This is a genomic window from Acidimicrobiales bacterium, from assembly GCA_041394185.1.
Classification (GTDB): Bacteria; Actinomycetota; Acidimicrobiia; order Acidimicrobiales; family Poriferisodalaceae; genus JAAETH01.
In genome coordinates, this window is record JAWKIQ010000001.1 from 1,459,936 (window position 1) to 1,483,864 (window position 23,929).

Sequence of the window (23,929 nt, forward strand, 5' to 3'; positions counted from 1 at the left end):
CACCCTTTCGCTACGGAGCGTCGATCTGGATGTAACCAATTTCACCCTCTGTGGGCTTGCCGCGCCGGTGACTGCACACGCGCGGCACGACGGGCAGTACTGAACCGACCGTCAGCGCGGCCGACTGAACTGATCGTGACTGTCACGAGCGCCTTTGTGCGTTCTCATGCAAGCGACCCGGTGGTGATGTCGGTTCGATGACCTCGCCGCGTTCTCTTGGCTTCTCGAATGGCATCCGGCACCGCTCTTGGCGCCGACGCCTGTCTTCCGCGCTTGCATCGATGCTGATGCTGGTGGGCTTGCTCGCGCCCGTGCCCGTCGCCGCTCAGACAGCCGACGATGGAGGCGACATCAGCGCTCAGGCGGCCTTCGTGGTGAACTCGACCGGCGACGCCGCTGACGCGAGCGCGGGCAACGGTGTTTGCGACACGGGTGGCATCAACTCGCAGGGCAGCGCCGAGTGCACGCTGAGAGCCGCCATTCAGGAAGCCAATGCCCTCGGCGGCAGCGACCTGATCTTCTTCTCGATGCCCAACACCGAGCCCGGCTATTCGGCATCACCAGCGTCGTACACGATCACCCCGGCATCGGCCCTGCCGGTCATCACCGGACAGCTGAGCATCGTCGGCACCTCACAGAGCGAATACGGAACCGAGGGACGCCCGGTCGTGTTCCTCGACGGGTCGTCCACAACCGGCGACGGCATTCACGCCACGGCACAGCTGACGATGGCAGGACTTGCCATCGGCAACTGGTCGGGCTACGGCGTCATGGCCAATCCGGGTGCCGACAACTCGAGCATCACCGACAGCTACATCGGAACCGATGTCGAAGGCCTCATCGCCCAACCCAATGGTGCAGGCGGTGTGCTCGTCAACTCGACCGGTGTGACGCTGGACCTCAACGTGATCAGCGGCAACACCCTCGACGGCGTGCTGGTGTTCGACGGTGCGGACAACGCCACCATCACCGCCAACCTCATCGGCGTCGACTCGACCGGAAACGCCCCGCTCGGCAACGGTGAAGAGGGCTTGCAGGTCCAGAACTCGACCGGCCACACCATTGGTGGCAGCGGTCAGGGCAACGTCATCAGCGCCAACACCCTGTCGGGAATCCACCTCTGGGAGAACGTCGATACGGTCACGATCCAGGGCAACAACATCGGTGTTGGTCAGGACGGCACCACGCCTCTCGGAAATGGCCTTCAAGGCCTGGAAATCAGCCAGACCACGAGCCTGATCGAGGTCGGAGGCGACGGTGCCGGCGAAGGCAACGTCATTGCCCACAGCCGCAACGGGTATGGCGTACTCGTCTTGGACGCAACCAACGACACCATCGCGATCATCGGTAACTCGATTCACAGCAACATATCGCTGGGTATCCAGCTCGGGAACGATTGGATCATCACCCCGAACGACGCCAACGACATCGACACCGGCGCCAACGACCTTCTGAACTTCCCGGTCATCACCTCGATCGGCGAGTCGGTAGGGGGAACTGTCACCGTCGACTACGACCTCGACGTGCCCGCCGGCAACTACCGCGTCGAGGTGTTCACCAACCCCTCAGGCAAAGACATCACAGGCGCCGGCGAGGCCGAGGTGTTCGAGAACTCGGCTGTCATCGCTCACAGCGGGTCAGGACCGCAGTCGTTCTCGATCCAGTACACGGGCGGCTCGGTCGGCGACATCGTCACGCTCACCGCAACCGAAGACCTCGGGGCCGGATCGTACGGCGTGACCTCTGAGATCTCGGCAGCAGCCTGCTTCGACAGCGACACCGACGGCATCTGTGACAGCTACGAAGACGCCAACCTCGACGCCGACAACGACCCGACGACGACCCCGAGCCCCGACACCGACGCCGACCTGTTGGCCAACTACCTAGACGACGACGATGACGACGACGGCATCCTGACCGCTGCCGAGAACGCCGATCCCAACGGCGACAACGACCCTCGTGATGCGCTCGACAGCGACTGGGATGGCCAACCCGATTACCTCGACGTCGAGGCGGCGAGCTCGACAACTCCCGTGTCCGCCGAGCAGAAGATCTCGGCCACTGCGGGCGGCCTCACTGGCCCACTGGCCGCCGACGACTGGTTCGGCTCTTCGACCGCCTCACCCGGCGACCTCGATGGCGACGGCGTAGCCGACCTTGCGGTGGGTGCACCCGGCGACGACGACGGCGGTTCCGGGCGCGGTGCGGTGTACGTGCTGTTCCTCAACGCCGACGGCACCGTCAAAGCCGAGCAGAAGATCAGCGACACCAGCGGCGGGCTCCTGGCCAGCCTCGACGACGGCGACAACTTCGGCGAAGCCGTCGAAGCGATCGGCGACATCGACGGTGACGGCATCACCGACCTGGCGGTTGGCGCCGTCTATGACGACGACGGCGGCACCGACCGCGGCGCGGTGCACATCCTGTTCCTCAACGCCTACGGCACCGTCAAAGCCGAGCAGAAGATCAGCGACACCAGCGGCGGGCTGGCAGCAACCCTCGATGACACGGATGGGTTCGGCGAGGCGATCGCACGCTTGGGCGACCTAGACGGCGACGGAGTCGGCGACATCGCCGTCGGCGCCTACTGGGACGACGATGCTGGCACCGACCGCGGCGCGGTGCACATCCTGTTCCTCAACGTCGATGGCACGGTGAAGGCCGAGCAGAAGATCTCCGAACTTGCCGGAGGCGGCCCCGCTCTCGACGACAGCGACCTGTTCGGAGCTTCGGTGGCGGCCATCGGCGACATCGACGGTGATGGAGTTGTGGACCTCGCTGTGGGCGCCTTCGGCGACGACGATGACGGCGCCAACTTCGGTGCGGCATGGGTGCTGCGGTTGAACTCGAACGGCACGGTCAAGGCCAGCCAGAAGATCAGCCAGACCACCGGCGGGTTGTCGGCGACGTTCTCCACCGACGAGTTCTTCGGCCACGAGGTCGCGGGCATCGGCGACATCGACGGCAACGGTGTGGGCGACATTGCCGTCGCCGCGCCCCGCGACGACGATGGCACCACCGACGCTGGTGCGATCTACGTGCTGCAGCTCGATTCTGCGGGCCTGGTCGTCGGACAGACGAAGATCTCATCGACCACAGGCGGTTTTGCCTCGACGCTCGACCTCAGTGATTGGTTCGGCGTCGGATTGTCCAGCTTGGGAGATCTCGACGGCGATGGTTCGCTGAACCTGGCTGCCGCCGCTCCCTTCGATGACACGGTGGGTCGTCGGCTGGCGCTGTCTACATCCTCGACCTGTCCCCCTCCCCCGTCGCCATCGTCAACTCGACCAACGACTTCGGCGACGTGGTTCCGGGTAACGGATCGTGCGACACCGGGGGCCTCAACTCGCAGGGCGACCCTGAATGCACGCTTCGCGCCGCAATCCAGGAGGCCAACGCCTCTGCAACCATCGACGCGATCACCTTCGACATGCCGGCCACCGAGTCCGGTCACTCGGGTGGTGTGTGGACGATCTCTCCGGGGTCGGACCTGCCCTCGGTCACCGCGACTGCCTCGATCGATGCGAGCACGCAGCCCGGCTTCGCCAGCACGCCCATCGTCCGGGTCGACGGCACCTCGGCCGGTCTTGGCGGCATCGGTCTGGTCATTGCGGCCTCGTCTGTCGAGGTGCGCGGGTTCTCGATCACCAACTTCGACGAAGACGGCATGTTTGTACAGTCGGGCTCGGGCAGCACGATCGCCGGCAACTACATCGGCCTGCTCCCCGACGGTTCCACCGCTGCGGGTAACGGTCAGGACGGCATCGAGGTCGACGCTGCGGCCACCGCAAACACCATCGGCGGGCCCAACCCAGCCGATCGCAACGTCATCTCGGCCAACGGCCAAGAGGGCCTCTTGGTGCTGAGCGCCGGCAACACCATCGAGAACAACTACCTGGGCACCGATGTCACCGGCCTGCTCGACAGGGGCAACGCCGACGAAGGCCTCGACCTGAACGGTGCCTTCAATGCGATTGTCACCGACAACGTGATCTCGGGCAACGATGGCGAGGGTGTTCAGGTCCTGACTTCGCCAGGCGCGACGTTCCTCGCAAACCTCATCGGCGTCGGTTCCGACGGCACCACGGCACTGGGCAATACCGGCGATGGCGTGACTCTGAACTTCGGCGACAGTCTCCAGGTGGTGTTCGGCGGCACCGGCCCTGGCGAGGGCAACACCATCGCCCACAATGGCGACGAGGGTGTGTCGATCCACGGAAACTCCAACAACATCACGTCGCTCGGCAACTCGATCCACTCCAATACCGCACTGGGTTGGGACCTCAACGGCGACGGCCACACGCCGAACGACGCCGACGACCTCGACGCTGGTCCGAACGAGCAACTGAACCATCCCGAGATCACCTCTGCGACCGAGTCCGGCGGAACCGTGACGGTCGATTTCGACCTGGACGTCCCCGCGGGGACGTATCGCGTCGAGGCCTTCACGAACCCGTCGGGCGCAGACCCCAGCACGTACGGCGAAGGCGAGGTCTTCGAATCCGGGACATCCATCGTCCATACCGGCTCGGGAGCCGAGAGCTTCCAGATCATCTACACCGGATCCGCGGGAGACATCGTCTCGCTCGCTGCGACCGAAGAGCTCGCCGGGCCCAGCTATGACTCCACGTCAGAGTTCTCGGCGGTAGCCACCGTCACCGCAGCAGCAGTCGATTCCGATGGCGACGGACTGTGGGACCACGAAGAAGATGCCAACACCGACCTCGACAACGACCCCTCCACCAACCCAGCGCCAGACACCGACGGCGACACCACCCCCAACTACCTCGACGCCGACGACGACGGCGACGGCACACCAACCAGCGCAGAGAACGCCGACCCCAACACCGACGGCGACCCACGCGACGCACTCGACACCGACCACGACGGACAGCCCGACTACCTCGACACCGAAGCAGGCCCGTCTGTCACACCAATCACAGCCGAACAGAAGATCTCATCCGCCACCGGCGGACTCGTCGGTCCAATCGACGACAACGACTCGATGGGCGAGAACGTCGCCAGCCTCGGCGATCTCGACGGTAACGGGGTCGTTGACATCGCCGTCGCCGCTCCGCTGGACGACGACGGAGGAACCGACCGAGGCGCCGTCTACGTCCTGTTCCTCAACGCCGATGGAACGGTCGCCTCCGAGCAGAAGATCAGCGACACGCAGGGTGGCCTCAGCGGAGCACTGGCCAACTCGGATCAATTCGGTTATTCGGTGGCAGCGCTCGGCGACATCGACGGCGACGGCATCGGCGATGTGGCGGTCGGCGCTCCGGACGACGACGACGGAGGAACCGACCGAGGCGCTGTCTTCATCCTGTTCCTCAACACCGACGGCACGGTAAGAGCCGAACAGAAGATCTCCGACACCACAGGCGGTTTCTCCGCTTCGCTTGACGACTCCGACGTGTTCGGACGGTCGGTCGCCGGTTTGGGCGACCTCGACGGCGACGGTGTCAACGACCTGGTGGTCGGCGCAGATTCCGACGACGACGGAGGAACCGATCGCGGCGCGGTCTACGTCTTGTTCCTCAACCCAGACGGCACCGTTAAAGCCGAACAGAAGATCTCGGAGACGATCGGCGGACTAGCGATGCCGCTCGGCGACTTCGAGTTCTTTGGGCGTTCAGTCAGCGGCATCGGAGACGTCGACGGCGACGGTGTCGAGGACATCGCTGTCGGCATTCCCTCCGACGACGATGGCGGACCCAACCGGGGATCCGTGGCGATCCTGTTCCTCAACAGCAACGGCACGGTCAAGGGAGAACAGAAGATCTCCGATACCGCCGGAGGTCTGAGCGCGACGCTCGACGACTCGGACAGCCTTGGCTGGTCCGTCGCAACGCTCGGCGACCTAAACGACGACGGAATCAACGACTTGGCTATCGGAGCGAAGCTCGACGGCGACGGTGGAACCGGCCGCGGTGCCGTCTACCTCGTCGCCCTCGACACCGACGGCACCATCAAGGACGAGTGGAAGATCTCCTCCACCGGCGGCGGCCTCACTGGACCACTCGACAACGGCGACGAGTTCGGATCGTCGGTTGCCTCGCTGGGCGATCTAGACGGCGACGGCGCCTTGAACATCGTCATCGGCACCAACAATGACGACGACGGCGGCATGGACCGGGGCGCGGTCTACATCCTCGACCTCACCGCGACCGCGTGCAACGACTCTGACAGCGACGGCCTGTGCGACTCGGCAGAGGACGCAAACACCGACCTCGACAACGACCCGGCAACCAACCCCGGCCCAGACACCGACGGCGACGCCACACCCAACTACCTCGACCCCGACGACGACGGCGACGGCGTGCCAACCAGCGCAGAGAACGCAGACCCCAACGCAGACGGCCACCCACGCGACGCACTCGACAGCGACTTCGACGGCCAACCCGACTTCTTGGACCTTCCGACGACCAGCGCGGCACCACGGGTCTTCGCCGAGTTGAAGATCGGCAATGCCAGCGGCGGGTTGGTTTCCACGCTCGACATCGACGACGCCTTTGCCTACGACACCACTGCGCTCGGAGACCTCGACGGCGACGGTGTCGTCGATATCGCAGTCGGGGCTCTGTGGGACGACGACGGCGGAACAGACCGCGGCGCCGTCTACGTCTTGTTCCTGAACGCGGACGGCACCGTCAAGGCCGAACAGAAGATCAGCGACACTTCCGGAGGGCTCGCAACCTCGCTCGACGACGGCGACAGCTTCGGGTCGTCGGTTGCCGCTCTGGGCGACCTGGACGGCGATGGCGTGACCGAGCTTGCGGTGGGTGCTCGAGATGACGACGACGGCGCATCCGACAGCGGCGCGGTCTACATCTTGTTCCTTAACGCAGACGGCACCGTCAAGACAGAACAGAAGATCTCGTCCATCGCCGGCGGGCTCGCTGCCACCCTCGGTGCGTCCGACATGTTCGGCAACCGTTCCGCTGAGATCGGCGACCTCGACGGTGACGGGATACCCGACCTGGTGGTCGGTGCCAACGGATCTGACAGTGTGTACGTGCTTTTGCTCAAAGCCGACGGCACCGTCAAGTCCGAACAGAAGATCGCGACGGGCACAGGTGGCCTTGTCGCCACCGTGACAGGCACCTTCTTCGGCACCGACGTCAGCAGCCTTGGCGACCTCGATGGAGACGGAGCGGCCGACATCGTTGTCGGCGCGCTCAACGACGACGACGGAGGCACCGACCGCGGCGCGGTCCATATCCTTTTCCTCAACACCGACGGCACCGTCAAGTCCGAACAGAAGATCTCTTCACTCTCGGGTGGCCTCGACCCCGTCCTGTCCGACGGGGACAACTTCGGTGCTTCGGTAGCGGCTCTCGGTGACGTCTACGCCGACGGTTCAATGACCGTCGCCGTCGGTGCGCCTTGGTCGGCTGGCGGCGGGATACTTCGCGGTGCGGTGTACCTGTTGGCTCTCGACAACGCCGGCATGGTTCAGTCGACCGCCGAGATCAGCAACCTCGCGGGCGGCTTCACCAGCCCTCTGGGCGACGAGTCCCAGTTCGGGTCATCGGTAACCGCGATCGGCGATCTGGACGAAGACGGCGCCCTCGGCGTTGCCATCGGCGCATTCGGTGCCGAGGGAGTCGGCAGCAAACGCGGTGCCGTCTACATCCTCGACCTCGTCAAATCGACCGACTCCGACGGCGACGGTCTGTACGACGTATTCGAAGACGCCAACGCCGACCTCGACAACGATCCGGCAACCAACCCCGGCCCAGACACCGACGGCGACACCACCCCCAACTACCTCGACGCAGACGACGACGGCGACGGGGTGCCAACCAGCGCCGAAAACGCAGACCCCAACACCGACGGCGACCCACGCGACGCCCTCGACCTCGATTGGGACGGCCAGCCCGACTATCTGGACGGCCCCCTTCCTGGTGCGGGCGGTCAGGTAGCCGGAGAACAGAAGATCAGCGACCTGGCGGGCGGGCTGGTCGCAACCCTGGACGACGCCGACTTCTTCGCCAACGCCATCTCGCCCATCGGTGATCTCGATGGCGACGGCGTGGTCGATGTGGCGGTGGGTGCCGCGTTCGACGACGACGGAGGCTCGCAGCGGGGCGCCGTCTACATCCTGTTCCTCAACCCTGACGGCACTGTCAAGGACGAGCAGAAGATCAGTTCGACCACGGGTGGGCTGACCGGGCCGATCGACGACGATGACGAGTTCGGCTACTCGGTCGACACGGTCGGCGACCTCGACGGCGATGGCCTGGCCGAGCTCGTGGTCGGCGTGTTGAACGACGACGACGGCAACGTCGACGCAGGCGCGGTCTATGTCCTGTTCCTCAACCCCGACGGTACGGTCCGATCGGAACAGAAGATCAGCGCAACGGCGGGTGGCCTCGGCGCAACGCTCGACGCCAGCGACTTCTGGGGTGGCGGCATTGCCCGTGTCGGCGACCTGAACGGCGACGGCATTCCTGACCTCGTGGTCGGAGCCGAAGGTGACGACGACGGAGGCTCGGGTCGAGGGGCCCTGTACGTGTTGTTCCTGAACGCCGACGGCACCGTCAAGGCCCAGCAGAAGATCAGCTCGACGGTCGGAGGACTGACCGGACCATTGGGCAACCTCAACTGGTTCGGCTCTGCAGTGGCACCCGCCGGCGACATCGACGGCGACGGCGTGGTCGACCTGGTGGTCGGCAACTACGGCGACGACGACGGTGGCCCGACCCGCGGCGCCGTATGGATCCTGTTCATGAACACCGACGGCACCGTCAAAGCCGAGCAGAAGATCAGCTCGACGACTGGCGGACTGACCGTTGCGCTGGAAGACGGCGATTGGTTCGGTTGGTCGGTCGCCGGCGTCGGCGATCTTGGCGGCGACGGCATACCAGACATCGCCGTGGGCTCGATGAGCGACGACGACGGCTTCGTCAACGCGGGTGCCACCCACATCATCCACCTGAACAGCGACGGCACGGTCAAAGCGGTCGAGACGATCAGTGCCACCAGCGGTGGCCTCACCGGTCCGCTCGAAGCCAACGACGGCTCTGGCAGCGCACTGGCGCCCCTCGGCGACCTCGACGGCAACGGCACCACCAACCTGGCCATCGGCGCGTGGGGCGACGACGACGGGGGCAATGCCCGTGGCGCGCTCTACATCGTCAACCTCGCAACGTCGACGAAGCTGACCGTCAACTCGACCGGCGACGCCACCGACTCGACGCCTGGCGACGGTCTGTGCGACACGGGTGCGTTGAACAGCGAGGGCGACCCCGAGTGCACCCTGCGCGCCGCCATGCAAGAGGTCGACGCCTCGGCCAGCTTCGACACGGTCTGGTTCGACATCCCAGCCAGCGACCCAGGCCACGCCGCTGGTGTCTGGACCATCTCCCCCGCCTCGGCTCTGCCGGCGATTACCTCGGCTGCGACGATCGACGGCTACTCGCAGGCCGGAGCCTCGGTCAACACCGCGGCAGCACCGGCCGGTCTGAACGGCACCATCGCAATCGCGATCGACGGCACGTCGGCAGGCGCCGGCGTCAACGGTCTCACTCTCCAGGCAACGACCACCGTTCGGGGCCTGTCGATCGGCAACTTCGGAGGCGACGGCATCTTCGCTGACACCGGAGCCGACGGTTCGGTCATCGCAGGCAACTACCTGGGCCTCGCTGCCGACGGCACGACAGCGGCCGGCAACGGAGACGGCGGGTTCCAGTTCGGGACTGTGTCCGGTGTGACGCTCGGCGGCACCGACCCGGCCGACCGCAACGTCCTGTCCGACAACCTCCGTGGTGTGCGGCTCGAGTCGACCGGCGCCACCAACGTCGTGCGGGGCAACCTGATCGGCACCGACGCAACCGGCCTGGTCGCCCGCGGCAACAGCCAGCAGGGCATGCGCATCTGGGGCGCCGACACGACCCTGGTTCAAGACAACGTCGTGGCGGCCAACGGTGGCGCAGTGCTCGCAGGCATCAATGTGTTCGGCGTCGACGGAACCCGAATCATCGACAACTACATCGGCGTTGGCTCGGACGGAACCACGGCAGTCGCCAACGGCCGAGGTCTCGACATCGGTGACTCGACCAACAACCTCGTCGATGGCAACGTCATCGCCGCCAACACCGGCTTGGGGTTGTTCATCACCAACAGCATGGTCGACGTCACGGGCAACTCCATCGGTGTCGACGCAGTCGGCGGCGCTGCGGGCAACGGCGACTCGGGTGTTTCCGTGGTCTCCAACGTCCCGGTCACAATCGGCGGAACCGGCGTCGGCGACGACAACGAGATCGCCAACAACGCCGGTGCCGGTGTCGCCGTGTTCGACACCACCAACAGCCTGACGATCATCGGCAACTCGATTCACGACAACACAGGGCTCGGCATCGATTTCTACGAGGACGGCGCCACGGCGAACGATGTCGGCGACGCCGATACCGGCGTCAACGGGCTGCTGAACTTCCCGGTGATCCGCGCGGCTGGAGACGACGGTGGCGGTAACACCACGGTCCACTTCGATCTCGACGTGCCCGCCGGCGACTACAGAGTGGAGTTCTTCGCCAACGGTGCCGCAGACGGCAGCGGTTTCGGCGAGGGCGAAACCTTGGTCGGCTCGACCACCGTGACCAGCCTGGGCGGCGGTCGCCAGAACCACAGCGCCACGATCTCGACCACTGCCGGAACCGTTCTTACGGCTACGGCGACCGAGGACCTCGGCGGAGGCAACTACGGCCCCACCTCAGAGTTCTCGGCCGCGATCACCTCGGGCTGGGAGCTGGTCGTCAACTCGACAGGCGACGCGGGCGACTCTGTCGTCGGCGATGGCACCTGCGACACCGGCGCGCTCAACTCGGCCGGCGACCCAGAATGCACCCTGCGGGCGGCGATCGAGGAGGCCAACTTCGCCTCCGACCGCGACCGGATCACCTTCAACATGCCGGCAACCGAGGCGGGCCACTCCGCCGGTGTGTGGACCCTGTCCCCCGCAACCGCCTACCCCGCACTGACCCAGACCGCGACGATCGACGGTTCGACACAGCCGGGCTTCGTCGCCAACACCAACGCCGCCCCGCTGCCCATCAACGGAACCCAGGTCGTCGTCATCGACGGTGCTGCTGTCGGCCTCGGAGGTGACGGCCTCTGGCTGCAATCCGCAGACACGACCGTGCGCGGCCTGACGATCGTCAACTTCGACACAGCCGGTGGCTTCGGGATCCAGGTCGACGCCGATTTCGCAACGGTGGTGGCCGCCTATATCGGCGTCCTGAACGACGGAGCAACCGAAGCATCGAACGCCTACGGCGTGTACATCAACGCCAACGACGCAATGATCGGCGGCCTCACCGCGACCGACCGCAACCTCTTGTCCGGCGCCGACAACGCAAACGTGGTCATCGACACGCCCGGCGATAGGAGCCTGGTTCTGGGCAACATCATCGGCGCCGACGCCACGCAGTCCTTTGTGGTCGATCCCTTCGGGGAGGGGATGAACCTCTGGGACGGCTCGGACAACCGCATCGGCTCGTCTTTGGCTCCCAACGTCATCGGCGGACGGCCCTGGGCGATAGAGGCAGCCGGAGACGCGAACAACCTCATCGACAGCAACTACATAGGCACCGATCCCACATTCGGCTCCGACCTGCTCGACGGCTTCGCGATCATCAGCACCAGCGGAACGGTGATCGTGGGCAATGTCATCGGCAACGGCACTACCGGAATCGGCACAAACGATGCGAACCCGGTCATCACAGGAAACTCCATCGGCACCGACCAGACCGGATCGTTCGACATCGGCTTCAGCGGACCGGGTATCGACCTCAATCCGGGGGCCACCGGCGCTGTCATCGGCGGCACGACACTGGCCGAACGCAACCTGATCGCGAACAACGGCGGAGTGGGCATCGACACAGCTCTGACCGACACGACGATCCTGCGCAACCTGATCTGGAACAACGGCGGGCTCGGCATAGACATCCTGAGCAACGGTGTCACCCCCAACAGCAACGTCGACACCGTGCTCGACCACCCGGTCATCACCGGCATCAGCGAGATGGGTGGCACCGTCACCGTCGACTTCGAACTCGACGTTCCCGCAGGCGACTACCGCATCGAAGCGTTCACCAACCCGTCGGGTGGCGATCCATCGGGCTACGGCGAGGGCGAGAACTTCCGAACCGGCGCTGTCATCGCCCACGCCGGATCGGGTGTCGAGGCGTTCCAGCTGACCTTCAGCGGCTCGGTCGGCGACCAGGTCTCGCTGACCGCCACCCAGCAATTCGCAGGACCCACCTATGGAGCGACGTCAGAGTTCGGACCGGTCACCACGGCCACCTGTCAGGACAGCGACGGCGACGGTCTGTGCGACATCTACGAAGACGCCAACGGCGACCTCGACGACGACCCGGCCACCAACCCCGGGCCCGACACCGACGGCGACCTCACCCCCGACTACCTCGACGCCGACGACGACGGCGACGGCCTGCTGACCACCTGGGAGCGCTCGGACCCCAACGGCGACGGCGACCCCGCCGACGCAGTCGACACCGACGGCGACCTCACGCCCAACTATCTCGACGACGACGACGACAACGACACCATTCTCACGGGTGCAGAGGACGCCGACCCCAACGGCGACGGCGACCCGCGCGACGCCGTCGACTCGGACTGGAACGGCACCGCCGACTATCTCGCAGCCGCGGCCGGCGCCAGCTCGGGCGTGGTGTTCGCCGAAACGAAGATCTCGGCCACCAGCGGCGGCCTGACCGGACCCATCACAACCGTTGACCACTTCGGTCGTGCGACCAAGGCCATCGGTGACCTCGACGGAGACGGCGTGGTCGACATGGCGGTCGGCGCCGACCAGGACAGCGACGGTGGCACCCTCCGCGGTGCAGTGTGGATCCTGTTCATGAACACAGACGGCACCGTCAAGGCCGAACAGAAGATCTCGGACACACAGGGCGGGCTGGCGGCAACCCTCAGCGACGGAGCCTTCTTCGGCCGTAGCGTCGCACCGATCGGAGACCTCGACGGCGACGGCCTGGTCGACATCATCGTCGGCGCGCCGGCCAACAACGTCCTGGGCGCCGCAACCGGCACGGCCCACGTGCTGTTCCTGAACAGCGACGGCACGGTCAAGGCCGAGCAGACGATCTCTGGCAACGAGGGCGGCTTCGGCGGTGTGCTCGACGTTGCCGACAACTTCGGCTCCGCCGTGGCCCCGCTGGGCGACCTCGACGGCGACGGTATGCCCGACGTCGCCATCGGTGCCCGCAACGACGACGATGCAGGCACCGACAGGGGCGCCGTGTACATCGTGTCGCTGAACGCCGACGGCACCGTTCGCTTCGACCAGAAGATCTCCGACACCGAGGGTGGCTTCGTTCCGGCGCTGGCAGACACCGAACACTTCGGCGAGTCGATTGCGCCCATCGGAGACCTCGACGGTGACGGCCGGCTCGAGATCGCGGTCGGTGCACCCAACCACTTCGCCACCGCCAGCAACCAGGGCGGTGTGTGGATCCTGTCGCTGAACGGCGACGGCACAGTGTTCGCCGACAACATCATCGACGACAACACCGCTTCGCTGGCCCTGCCGCTGTTGGCCGGCGACCTGTTCGGTTACGCCGTGGCGGCCGCAGACGTCGACGATGACACCGTCGCAGACCTGATCGTAGGCATGCCCGGTGGCGCCTCGGCGCCCGAGGCCGTGCACGTGCTGTTCATGAACAGCGACTTCACCGTCAAGGGCTATCAGACGATCTCTGCCACCGAGGGCGGACCGGTCGGCGGTGTCGATGCGGGCGACTGGTTCGGTGGCTCGATCGGCGTGCTGGGCGACCTGTCGGGTAGCGGTTTGACCGACATAGTCGTCGGCCAGTTCAGGGACGACGACGGCGCCGCCGACACCGGTGCAGTGTTCGTGCTGGAACTGGCCGCCGCCAACACCAACGTCGTCAACTCGACCGGCGATGCTGCGGACGCGCTGCCCGGCGACGGCCTGTGCGACACCGGTGGGTTGAACAGCGAGGGCGACCCCGCGTGCACCTTGCGCGCCGCCATCCAGGAGGCCAACGCGGTCACCGGCGTAGGGACCATCACCTTCGCCATTCCCGCAACCGACCCGGGATTCACAGGCGTCTACTGGTCGATCTCGCCCACCTCTGCCCTGCCCGCCATCACCGACCGGCTGCTGGTCGACGGCGCCACCCAGCCAGGGTTCGTCGCCAACACCAACGCCGGCCCCGCCGCGCTGAACGGCACTCAGATGATCGAAATCGACGGCTCGTCGGCCGGGGCTGGCGCGGACGGCATCATTGTCGATGCCGACGACGTGGTCGTTCGCGGCCTCGTTATCAACGGGTTCGGCGAGTCTGGCGTGGTCACGACAGCGACAGCGGATCGCGTGACCATCGCCGGCACTTACATCGGCACTTCGCAGGCCGGTGTTGCAGCGGTGCCGAATGGCAATAGCGGCGTCGAGTTGGCCGGCCCCGGCGCAGTGGTAGGCGGCGACGCTGCTGCCGACCGCAACCTGATCGGCGGAAACACCGTCGCAGGCGTCGCCGTGACCTCCACCGCTGCCAACGCCACGATCGAAGGCAACCTCATCGGCACCGACGCCGGCGGCACACCCGTAATCGCCAACGGTGTCGGCGTCCATGTTGACGGAGCCCCCAACGCCACCATCGACTCGAACGTCGTCGCAGGCAATACCGGAGCGGGTATCGAGCCGAGCGCCACCACACCCCGGTCGATCACCATCACGGCCAACTCGATTCACACCAACGGTGGTCTGGGCATCGACTGGAACGGCGATGGCATCACCCTCAACGATTGGCCCGACACCGACAACGTGGTCAACCGGCCGTTCGTTCAGGCTGCCCACGACGCCGGCGCAGGCAACGTCGAGGTGGTGCTGGTCGCCGACCTGCCCGCTGGCGACTACTCGATACAGGCGTTCGCGAACCCCGGCGGCGCCGACCCCACAGGCTTCGGCGAAGGTCAGACATACGTCGGTTCGGGTTCGATCACCTCAGCCGGAACGGGGCCCGAGTACTTCACCATCGTGGTGCCAGGAGCCTCGGGTGATGTGCTGAGCCTGACCGTCCTGGAAGACCTGGGTGCGGGCCAGCTGGGCTCCACGTCGGAGTTCTCGACGACCATCCAGGCTGGTGAACTGCTGGCGGTCAACTCAACCGCGAACACCGGCGACGCGGTGCCCGGCGACGGCCTGTGCGACACGGGCGGCCTCAACAGCGAGGGTGACCCCGAGTGCACCCTGCGCGCCGCCATCGACGAGGCCAACGCATCGGTCGGCCACGACACCATCACCTTCTCGGTGCCCGGCAGCGATCCCGGGAACGCAGGCGGCATATGGACGATCGATGTCGGAGTCACTCCCCTGCCAGACATCGTCGAGGGCATCACCATCGATGCGTCCACTCAGTCGGGCTACGCAACGACACCCGTCGTCGAGCTGGTTGGTCTGGTCGGCGACGGCCTGCACCTCACCGGAACCGCTGGGGGCTCGACGGTGCGCGCCCTCGCCATCGGCGGATTCACCGGTGACGGCATCGAACTAGAGGCCGGCGCCGACCGCAGCCGCATCGTCGACAACCACATCGGTCTCGACGCTGCGGGCACCACCGCCAATGCCTTGTCGGGTATGGGCATTCGCGTCGCCGCGGCCGAAACCCAGATTGGCGACATCGGCGGCGGCAACCACGTCGGCGCATCGATGCGGGGCATCGTTGTGGCCGGAGCCGCAGCGGTCGACAACCAGGTCGTGGCGAATGTGGTGGGCACCGGTCCTACCGGCGCTCCGGGCCTGGGAACCGTCATACACGGCGTTGCTGTCGAGGCCGGTGCCGCCCGCACCGTCGTCGGTGGTCCTAGCGCGGCCCACCGAAACGTCATCGTCTCCAGCGGAGAAGCCGGCGTGGTCATCGACGGTGAAACAACCGACGACGTGGTCGTTGAAGGCAACTGGATCGGCCTGTGGCTCGACGGGCTGACCGCCATGGGCAATGCGGCCAGTGGCGTCGGGGTCGACAACGATGCCGATTCGTCGTCGCTGATCGACAATGTCATCGTTGCGTCGGGCCAGGACGGAATCTCCATCACCGGGGCTTCCGACAGCACAAGCGTGCAGGGCAACTTCATCGGTACCGATTCGGGACTGATCGTTTCGCCAGGCTCGGGCGCCAACGGTGTGCTGGTCGGAGCGACGGCAACCAACACGCAAGTCGGTGGTCTTGGCGCCGGTCAGGGCAACACGATCGCGGGCAGCGGTCAGAGCGACCCCAACGCCGACGGCGTGCGCGTGCTGGCACCGAAGGCTGCCATAAACGTGATTCTCTCGAACGAGATCTACGACAGCGCCGGGCTGGCAATCGATGCCGACGTCGACGGTCCGACAGTCAATGACGCGCCGGACATCGACGAGGCCGTCAACCACCCGACGATCGATGCGGTTGTCGCGTCCGGTGGCTCGGTGACGATCGACTTCACCGTCGATGCGGCCGCAGGCGCCTACCACGTGCAGATCTTCGGCACACCGGCGGCGGACCCGACCGGTTACGGCGAAGCCGACACGTTGCTGGCTACCTACTTCATCGCCGCCCATCCCGGCGGGTCGGCGAGCTACACGACGTCGGTACCTGGCACCCACTCGACGCGATTGTCGGTGAGCATCACCGAGGAGATCGCTCCGTCGTCGTACGGATCGACATCTGAGATGTCGCGAGCGCTTGCCTCCGACTCTGACGGCGACGGTGTGTTCGACATATTCGAAGACACGAACGTCGACCTCGACGGTGATCCGAGCACCAACCCTGGTCCCGACACTGACGGGGACCTGACTCCCGACTACCTCGACAACGACGACGACGGCGACGGCCTACTCACCATCCACGAGGGTGCCGACCCCAACACCGACGGTGATCCCGCCGACGCAACCGACACAGACGGCGACCTCACACCCAACTACCTCGACAACGACGACGACAACGACGGCACCCCAACCGCATCCGAAAACGCCGACCCCAACACCGACGGCGATCCCGCCGACGCCCAAGACACCGACACCGACCTCACACCCGACTACCTCGACGCAGACGACAACGACGGACCCACAGGCGACCTCGACGGCGACGGCGTCCACAACCAACACGAACAACCAGGCGACACCGACGGCGACACCATCAACGACATCCTCGACGCAGACGACGACGGCGACGGCATCCTCACCATCCACGAAAACGCCGACCCCAACACCGACGGCAACCCCGCCGACGCAACCGACACCGACACCGACCTCACACCCAACTACCTCGACAACGACGACGACAACGACGGCATAGCGACGTCGCTAGAGCTGACCGACACCAACGGCGATGGCCACCCGCGCGACGCCTACGACGCTGACCGCGACGGGCAGCCCAACTACCTCGACGTGCCGACCGGCGGAGCGGGCACCGGTCTGCAGACCGAGCGAAAACTGTCGAACCTTTCTGGGTCGCTGACCGGCCCGCTGCTCGCGGGTGATGGGTTCGGATCGGCAGCAGTGCCCATCGGCGACGTAAACAGCGATGGTGTCGTAGACCTGGCCGTCGGCGCACCCGGCGACGACACCGGCGGTACGGCGCGCGGCGCGGTCTACGTGCTGTTGATGAACTCCGACGGCACAGTGGCTTCGGAAGTCAAGATCGCATCGGGGACGGCGGGCCTAGCCGCGACGCTCGACGACGGAGATGCCTTCGGGTATGCCGTTGCCGGCATCGGCGACATCGACAACAACGGATCTGCCGACCTGGTCGTGGCTGCCCCTGGCGACGACGACGGCGGCACCGACCGCGGCGCTGTCCACCTGCTGATGCTCGACGCACTGGGCAACGTGATCGGCGAGCAGAAGATCTCCGACACGACCGGCGGCCTCGCTGCGGTTCTCGACGATGCCGACGGGTTCGGCACATCGGTTGCGAACCTCGGCGACGTCGACGGCGACGGCGTCAAGGACATCGCCGTGGGAGCAATCGGCGACGACGACGGGGCCGCCGACACCGGCGCCGTCTACGTACTGTTCCTCGACCAGACCGGAAGCGTCGCCGGCCAGCAGAAGATCTCGGCCACCAGCGGTGGCCTGGCCGCTGCCCTGGCGGGTGGCGACGCCTTCGGTCGAGGCGTTGCAGGCCTTGGCGACGTCGACGCCGACGGCACCTATGACCTGGCCGTCGGCGCACCCGGAGCCGACGCCGGAGGCACCGATCGAGGCGCCGTCTACATCATCTCGTTGTCGTCGAGCGGTCTCGTCCTCGCCGAGCAGGAGATCTCGGCAACGGCCGGCGGACTGGCGACACCTCCCGCAGACGGTGATGCCTTCGGCACGGCCGTTGGACCGCTGGGCGATGTCAACGTCGACGGAGTGCCCGACCTGGTCGTGGGTGCTCCCGGCAACGACACGGGTGGCGCCGACACCGGGCGTGTCCACATGCTCAGGCTCGATCGCAACCGCACGGTCAAGTCCGACTGGACACTCTCGGCGGCAACGCCATTCCTCACCCCGCAGCTGGCAGCAGGCGACGCGTTCGGCACGTCGGTGGCCGGTGTGGGCGACTTCGATCTGGACGGCCCGATCGGAATCGTTGTCGGTCTCCCAGGCGACGACGACGGTGCTGCGGGCGCCGGCTCTGCGATCCTGCTGGACTTCCTGACCTCGGTGCGGGTGGTCGTGAACTCGACCACCGACGCCCCAGACTCGGACCCCGGCGACGGTATCTGCTTTACAGGCGCGCTGGCTGCGGACGGCCGCAACGCCTGTGGCCTGCGCGCGGCCATCGAGGAATCGAACGCAACTGCGATCGTCGACCTAGTCGACTTCGACCTGCCAACGTCCGACGCCGGCTACCAGGTCGCAGGCGACTACTGGCTGTTCTCTCCGACCAGCAAGTACGCCGACATCACCGCCCCGCTGGTCATCGACGGCTACACCCAGCCCGGAGCGTCCCAGAACACTGCGACCACGCCCGACCCGTTCAACGCCGTCATCAAGATCTACCTCGACGGCTCGTCGGCCGGCCCTGGTGCCACCGGCCTGACCCTGACCGTCGGTGACAGCACCGTCACCGGCTTGGCCATCGGCGGCTTTGCCCAGAGTGCCATCGACTCGTTTGGCCCCGGCGCCGGAAGAATCGGCGGCAACTACTTGGGGACAGACCCGACCCAGGCACTCGTTGCTCCGAACGGCACAGGCATCACAGCGTCGGCCGCCAACTCACGCATCGGTGGCGTCAACCCTGCAGACGCCAACCTCATCGTCAACAACGGCATCGGTGTTCACGCCATCGCGGGCGCCGCGGTGTACATAGTCGGAAACCGCATCCACTCCAACACCGGGCTGGCCATCGACCTCGGCGCCATCGGCCCGCTGGTCAACGATGCTCTGGACGTCGACACCGGACCCAACGGCCGCCTCAACCATCCGAGCCTGGTTGGCGCTGTAGCCATCGCAGGCACCGTCACCATCGACTACAGCCTTGACGTGCCAGCCGGCGACTATCGAATCGACTTCTACGAGAACCCGTCGGGCGCCGACCCCAGCGGCTATGGCGAAGCAGAGGTCCCGATCGCCTACACCGTGGTCAACCACCCCGGTGGCGGCTCGATCAGCCTCCAGCACAGCTACCCAGGCAATGCCAACACCCCCGTCGCTGCCACTGCGACCAGTTGCTCGGACGCACTGTGCGTCAACCTCGTACAGACTTCGGAGCTGTCGCTGGCCATCAGCTCGTTCGCCGACAGCGACGCAGACGGCCTGTTCGACATACACGAGGACGCCAACGTCGACCTAGACGGTAACCCGGTCACCAATCCTGGCCCCGACACCGACGGCGACGGCACGCCCGACTATCTCGATGCCGACGACGACGGCGACGGTGCGCCGACCGCCGAAGAGAATGCCGACCCCAACGTCGATGGCGACCCTGCCGACGCGCTGGATACCGACAGCGACACCGTTCCCGACTACCTCGACCCCGACGGTGGTGTCGACTGCTCGCTCGCCAACGGAATCTCACAGGCCGAGTGCGACTACCTGGTAAGCCTTGCCGCGGCGACATCTGTCGCAGGCTGGAACAACAACGCCGGTTGGCTGCGACACAACTCGCCATGCAATTGGTACGGCGTCGCCTGCAGCGGTGGTTTCGTAACCGAGCTGACCCTCGACGCCAACAATCTGGACGGCAACATTCCTGCCAACATCGCCGACCTGGCGGGGTTGACCCACCTGGATCTGGGACGCAACGCCCTCAACGGCACGATCCCGAACCTCACAGGCAACGCGGCACTCGAGATCGTCAGGCTCAACGACAACTCGCTCTCGGGCACGATCCCAACCGGACTCGACACCCTCTCGGCGCTGCGCGTGGTCGACCTGGACACCAACTGGCTCACCGGTGGTATCCCGACCACCCTCGTGGCGAGCGCATCGATCGATTATCTCGACCTCAGCCACAACGACCTAGGTGGGTCGATACCGGCGGGCATCGGATCGATGAGCTCGCTGGTGACCCTCGACCTTCAGGGGAATGAGCTGGTCGGCGGCATTCCCGCAGGCATCGGAACCCTGGTGAACCTGCAGCACCTGAATCTGGCGTCGAATCAGCTGGCCGGCACAATCCCGGCGTCGTTCGCCACGCTTACATCGCTGCGCACCGTACGGCTCTACGACAATGCCCTGCCCGGCAGCATCGCCAGTGGCCTGTCGGCCCTTACCCAGATCGAGCTGTTCGCGGTTCACAACAACGCTCTCAGCGGGTCGGTACCGGCAACGCTGTCGGCCTGGACGAACCTGCGGTGGTGGTCGAGCCAGGGCAATCCATCGCTGGGTGCACCTCCTGCGGCCGTCACCGCGCTTCCTCTCATCGAGGTGGCACTGTGGTGATGATCCGAGCCCTTCTCAAGCGCGCCGCGCTGTCGTTGCTGTTGCTGACGGCGTTGGTCGTAGCGTTGGGCGACGCCGCGCAGGCGCTGGGCTACATCGTCGGACGCCCTGGGCCAGGTCGATTCGGAGCCCAGATGGACTTCGTCGACCCGGCCCTGACCCCGTTTGCTCCATCGGGCGAGGTACTCGTCAACCGGTCGATCGACTCGACCACCGGCGAGGTCGTAGGCCTCGCCAACGGCGACCGATTCGGCGAAGAGGTCGCCGCCATCGGAGACGTCAACGGCGACGGTGTCACCGACATCGCTGTCGGCGCCCGCTTCCACGAAGATGTCGGCATCGACCGGGGCGGCGTGTGGGTTCTGCTGATGCGCCGCAACGGAACCGTCCTCGACTCGACCCTGATAAGTGAAACCGAAGGTGGCCTGCGGACGCGCCTCGACAACGTGGACTACTTCGGGTCGGCCGTCGCCCCGTTGGGCGACGTAAACGGCGACGGAATCCCCGACATCGCCGTTGGAGCGTTCCAAGACGACACCGCGGCGACGAACGCCGGCGCCGTCTACGTGCTGAACCTGAACTCTGACGGCAGCGTCAAGGGCGAGAAGATGATCACCCAAGGGCTCAGCGGGTTCGCGGGCCCCCTCGCCGCCGGCGACGGTTTCGGCAGGGACATCGCCAACATCGGAGACGTCGACGGCGATGGAATAGACGACATCGCCGTCGGCGCCATCGGCGACGACACCTCAGGCACCGACGCGGGTGCAGTATGGGTGCTGCTGTTGAACTCGAGCGCCAACGTCAAATCGGCCCGCAAGATCGTCAGCGGATCGAGCGGGTTCACACCGTCGATGTCGGCGGGCGACGGTTGGGGCTCGGCCATAACCGGCCTGGGCGACATAGACAACGACGGCACACCCGACATGGCCATCGGCAGCCCCAACTCGCCCATAGGCGGCAGCGGCAGCGGCGCCGTTCACATCGTGCGCCTCAACTCGACAGGCACCGTCAAGGCGACTGCCACCATCAGCGGCATGGGCAACGGCCTGGCCTTCGCCAACGAGGGCTTCGGCAGCAGCGTGGCCGGCGTGGGCGACACCAACAACGACTCGATCGAAGACATCGCGGTTGGCATGTCGACCTACGACGCCTCGGGCGCCGACCAGGGCCGTATTCGTATAGTCCGACTGACGACCGCCGGCGCCGTGATCGACACGATCACGGTGGATCAGGGCTCGGCCGGATTCGACTCGAGCTTCCAGAACGACGAACAGTTCGGTCGCTCGGTGGCGAATCTCGGCGACCTCGACAACAACGGCGTGGTCGACCTGGTCGTCGGCACATGGGGTGTCGACCGTGGCGGAACCGATCGAGGCGCCGCATGGGTGATCACCCTCGCCCAGGCGCCGGCCGGCGACAGCGACGGCGACACTGTCCCCGACTCGATCGAGGACCGCAACGGCGACTTCAACTACACCAACGACGACTCCGACGGCGACGGCATACCGGACTACCTCGACAACGACGACGACGGCGACGGCGTCGGCACCCGATACGAGAACCCGACCTCGGGCGACCTCGACGGAGACGGCACGCCCGACTATCTCGACACCGACGACGATGGCGACGGCATCGACACCGCAGACGAGAACCCCGATTCGAACGGCGACCTGAATCCGGTTGACGCCTGGGACCTCGATGGCGACGGACTTCCCGACTACCGAGATGCCAACCCGGACGATGGTCCGTTGGCCGACGCCGACGGTGACGGCGTGCAGAACGGAAACGAGGTCGTCGGCGACAGCGATGGCGACGGCACAGACAACTGGCAAGACGCCGACGACGACGGCGACGGTGTGGACACCATCTACGAGGGTCCGGGCTCGAACCTCGACACCGATGGCGACGGCATACCCAACTATCTCGATACAGACGACGACGGCGACGGCATCGCCACCGCAGACGAACTACCCGACACGAACGGCGATGGCGACCCGTCCGACGCACGCGACCTCGACGGCGACGGCATCCCCGACTATCTCGATCTGTTCGACGACCGGGTGTCGCCGACGACTTCGACCACCACGACGACGACAACGATCAGCACCCCCACCACGACCACGCCAGCGGTGACCACGACCACCTCGACGACCACCACGTCGACAACATCGACCACGTCGCCCGACGGGCTTCCCCGAGACGACGTCACGACCACCACACGCGTCCCACGACCGCCGACTCTTGCGGCCCGAGACGACATCGTCACAACCGAACGCGACAACGCCATCACCATTCGGATCCTCGACAACGACCTGATCGAGGCCGCACTGGACCCGACCTCGATAGAGATATCGGGCGTCTCGAACGGCTCGTACACCCTGAACCCCGACGGCACCATCACCTTCCGCCCCGATGACGGCTTCACCGGAACCATCACCTTGACCTACTTCGTCGTCGACGAGGTGGGCAACACGAGCCAGGCCACGGTGACCATCCAGGTGGTGCCGCCGCAGTTGTCGTACGAAGCCCAGACCCTGGCCGAGGTCAGCCGACCCGAAGCCACCATCATCGCCGAGAAGCCACCCTCGGTGGGTGTGTTGTCGGTCTTCCTGGGCTTGCTCGAGCTCACCGGTGACTTCCGCCTGCCGCTGCGCCTGCTGCTGAGCGCCACCGCCTGGACAGCGCTGGTGATGTTCGTCATGAGCCGCTGGAGGCGCATGCCCACAGCCGGTGTGGTCGAGGGCATAGCCAGGGGTCAGGTCGTCGATGTCGTCAGCCGCCGCGGCAGCCGCATCGGCTACGCCCTGACCTCCGAGTCGGACCTGATCTGGGTGACAGGCAAGCGCTGCACCATCGGCAAGGTGCGCCACGTAGAAGTCGAGACGCCGATGGGTCGCGGCTATGTGCCCGCCGAGCTGATCGGCAACAGTCTCGACCTGCACTCGGTCACCCTCGAGACCCTGACCGGTCGCTGACCGGCGCACGCCTCCCGGCGTCCGGCAGCCGGCG

The 23,929-nt window shown here is 66.1% G+C and carries 3 protein-coding genes; all 3 read left to right on the top strand.

Translation table 11 applies throughout. The annotated features are described in order from the left end of the window. Nucleotides 1-197: 197 nt before the first annotated feature. The 3 genes from R2770_06825 to R2770_06835 are packed head-to-tail and all read left to right on the top strand — an operon-like array spanning nt 198 to nt 23,895. A complete protein-coding gene (locus R2770_06825) occupies nt 198-3,866 on the top strand; it encodes a CSLREA domain-containing protein (GenBank protein ID MEZ5280168.1) in 3,669 nt (1,222 codons plus the stop codon). Then, entirely contained in the window at nt 3,860-20,920 is a 17,061-nt protein-coding gene (locus R2770_06830; protein MEZ5280169.1) for a right-handed parallel beta-helix repeat-containing protein, read from the top strand. The genes R2770_06825 and R2770_06830 overlap by 7 nt, the downstream gene beginning before the upstream one ends. Further along, nucleotides 20,920-23,895 carry an FG-GAP-like repeat-containing protein gene (locus R2770_06835; GenBank protein ID MEZ5280170.1) on the top strand — a complete coding sequence of 992 codons (2,976 nt, stop codon included), beginning with the start codon at nt 20,920-20,922 and terminating at the stop codon, nt 23,893-23,895. Before R2770_06830 ends, R2770_06835 begins: the two co-directional genes overlap by 1 nt. Nucleotides 23,896-23,929 lie beyond the last annotated feature (34 nt).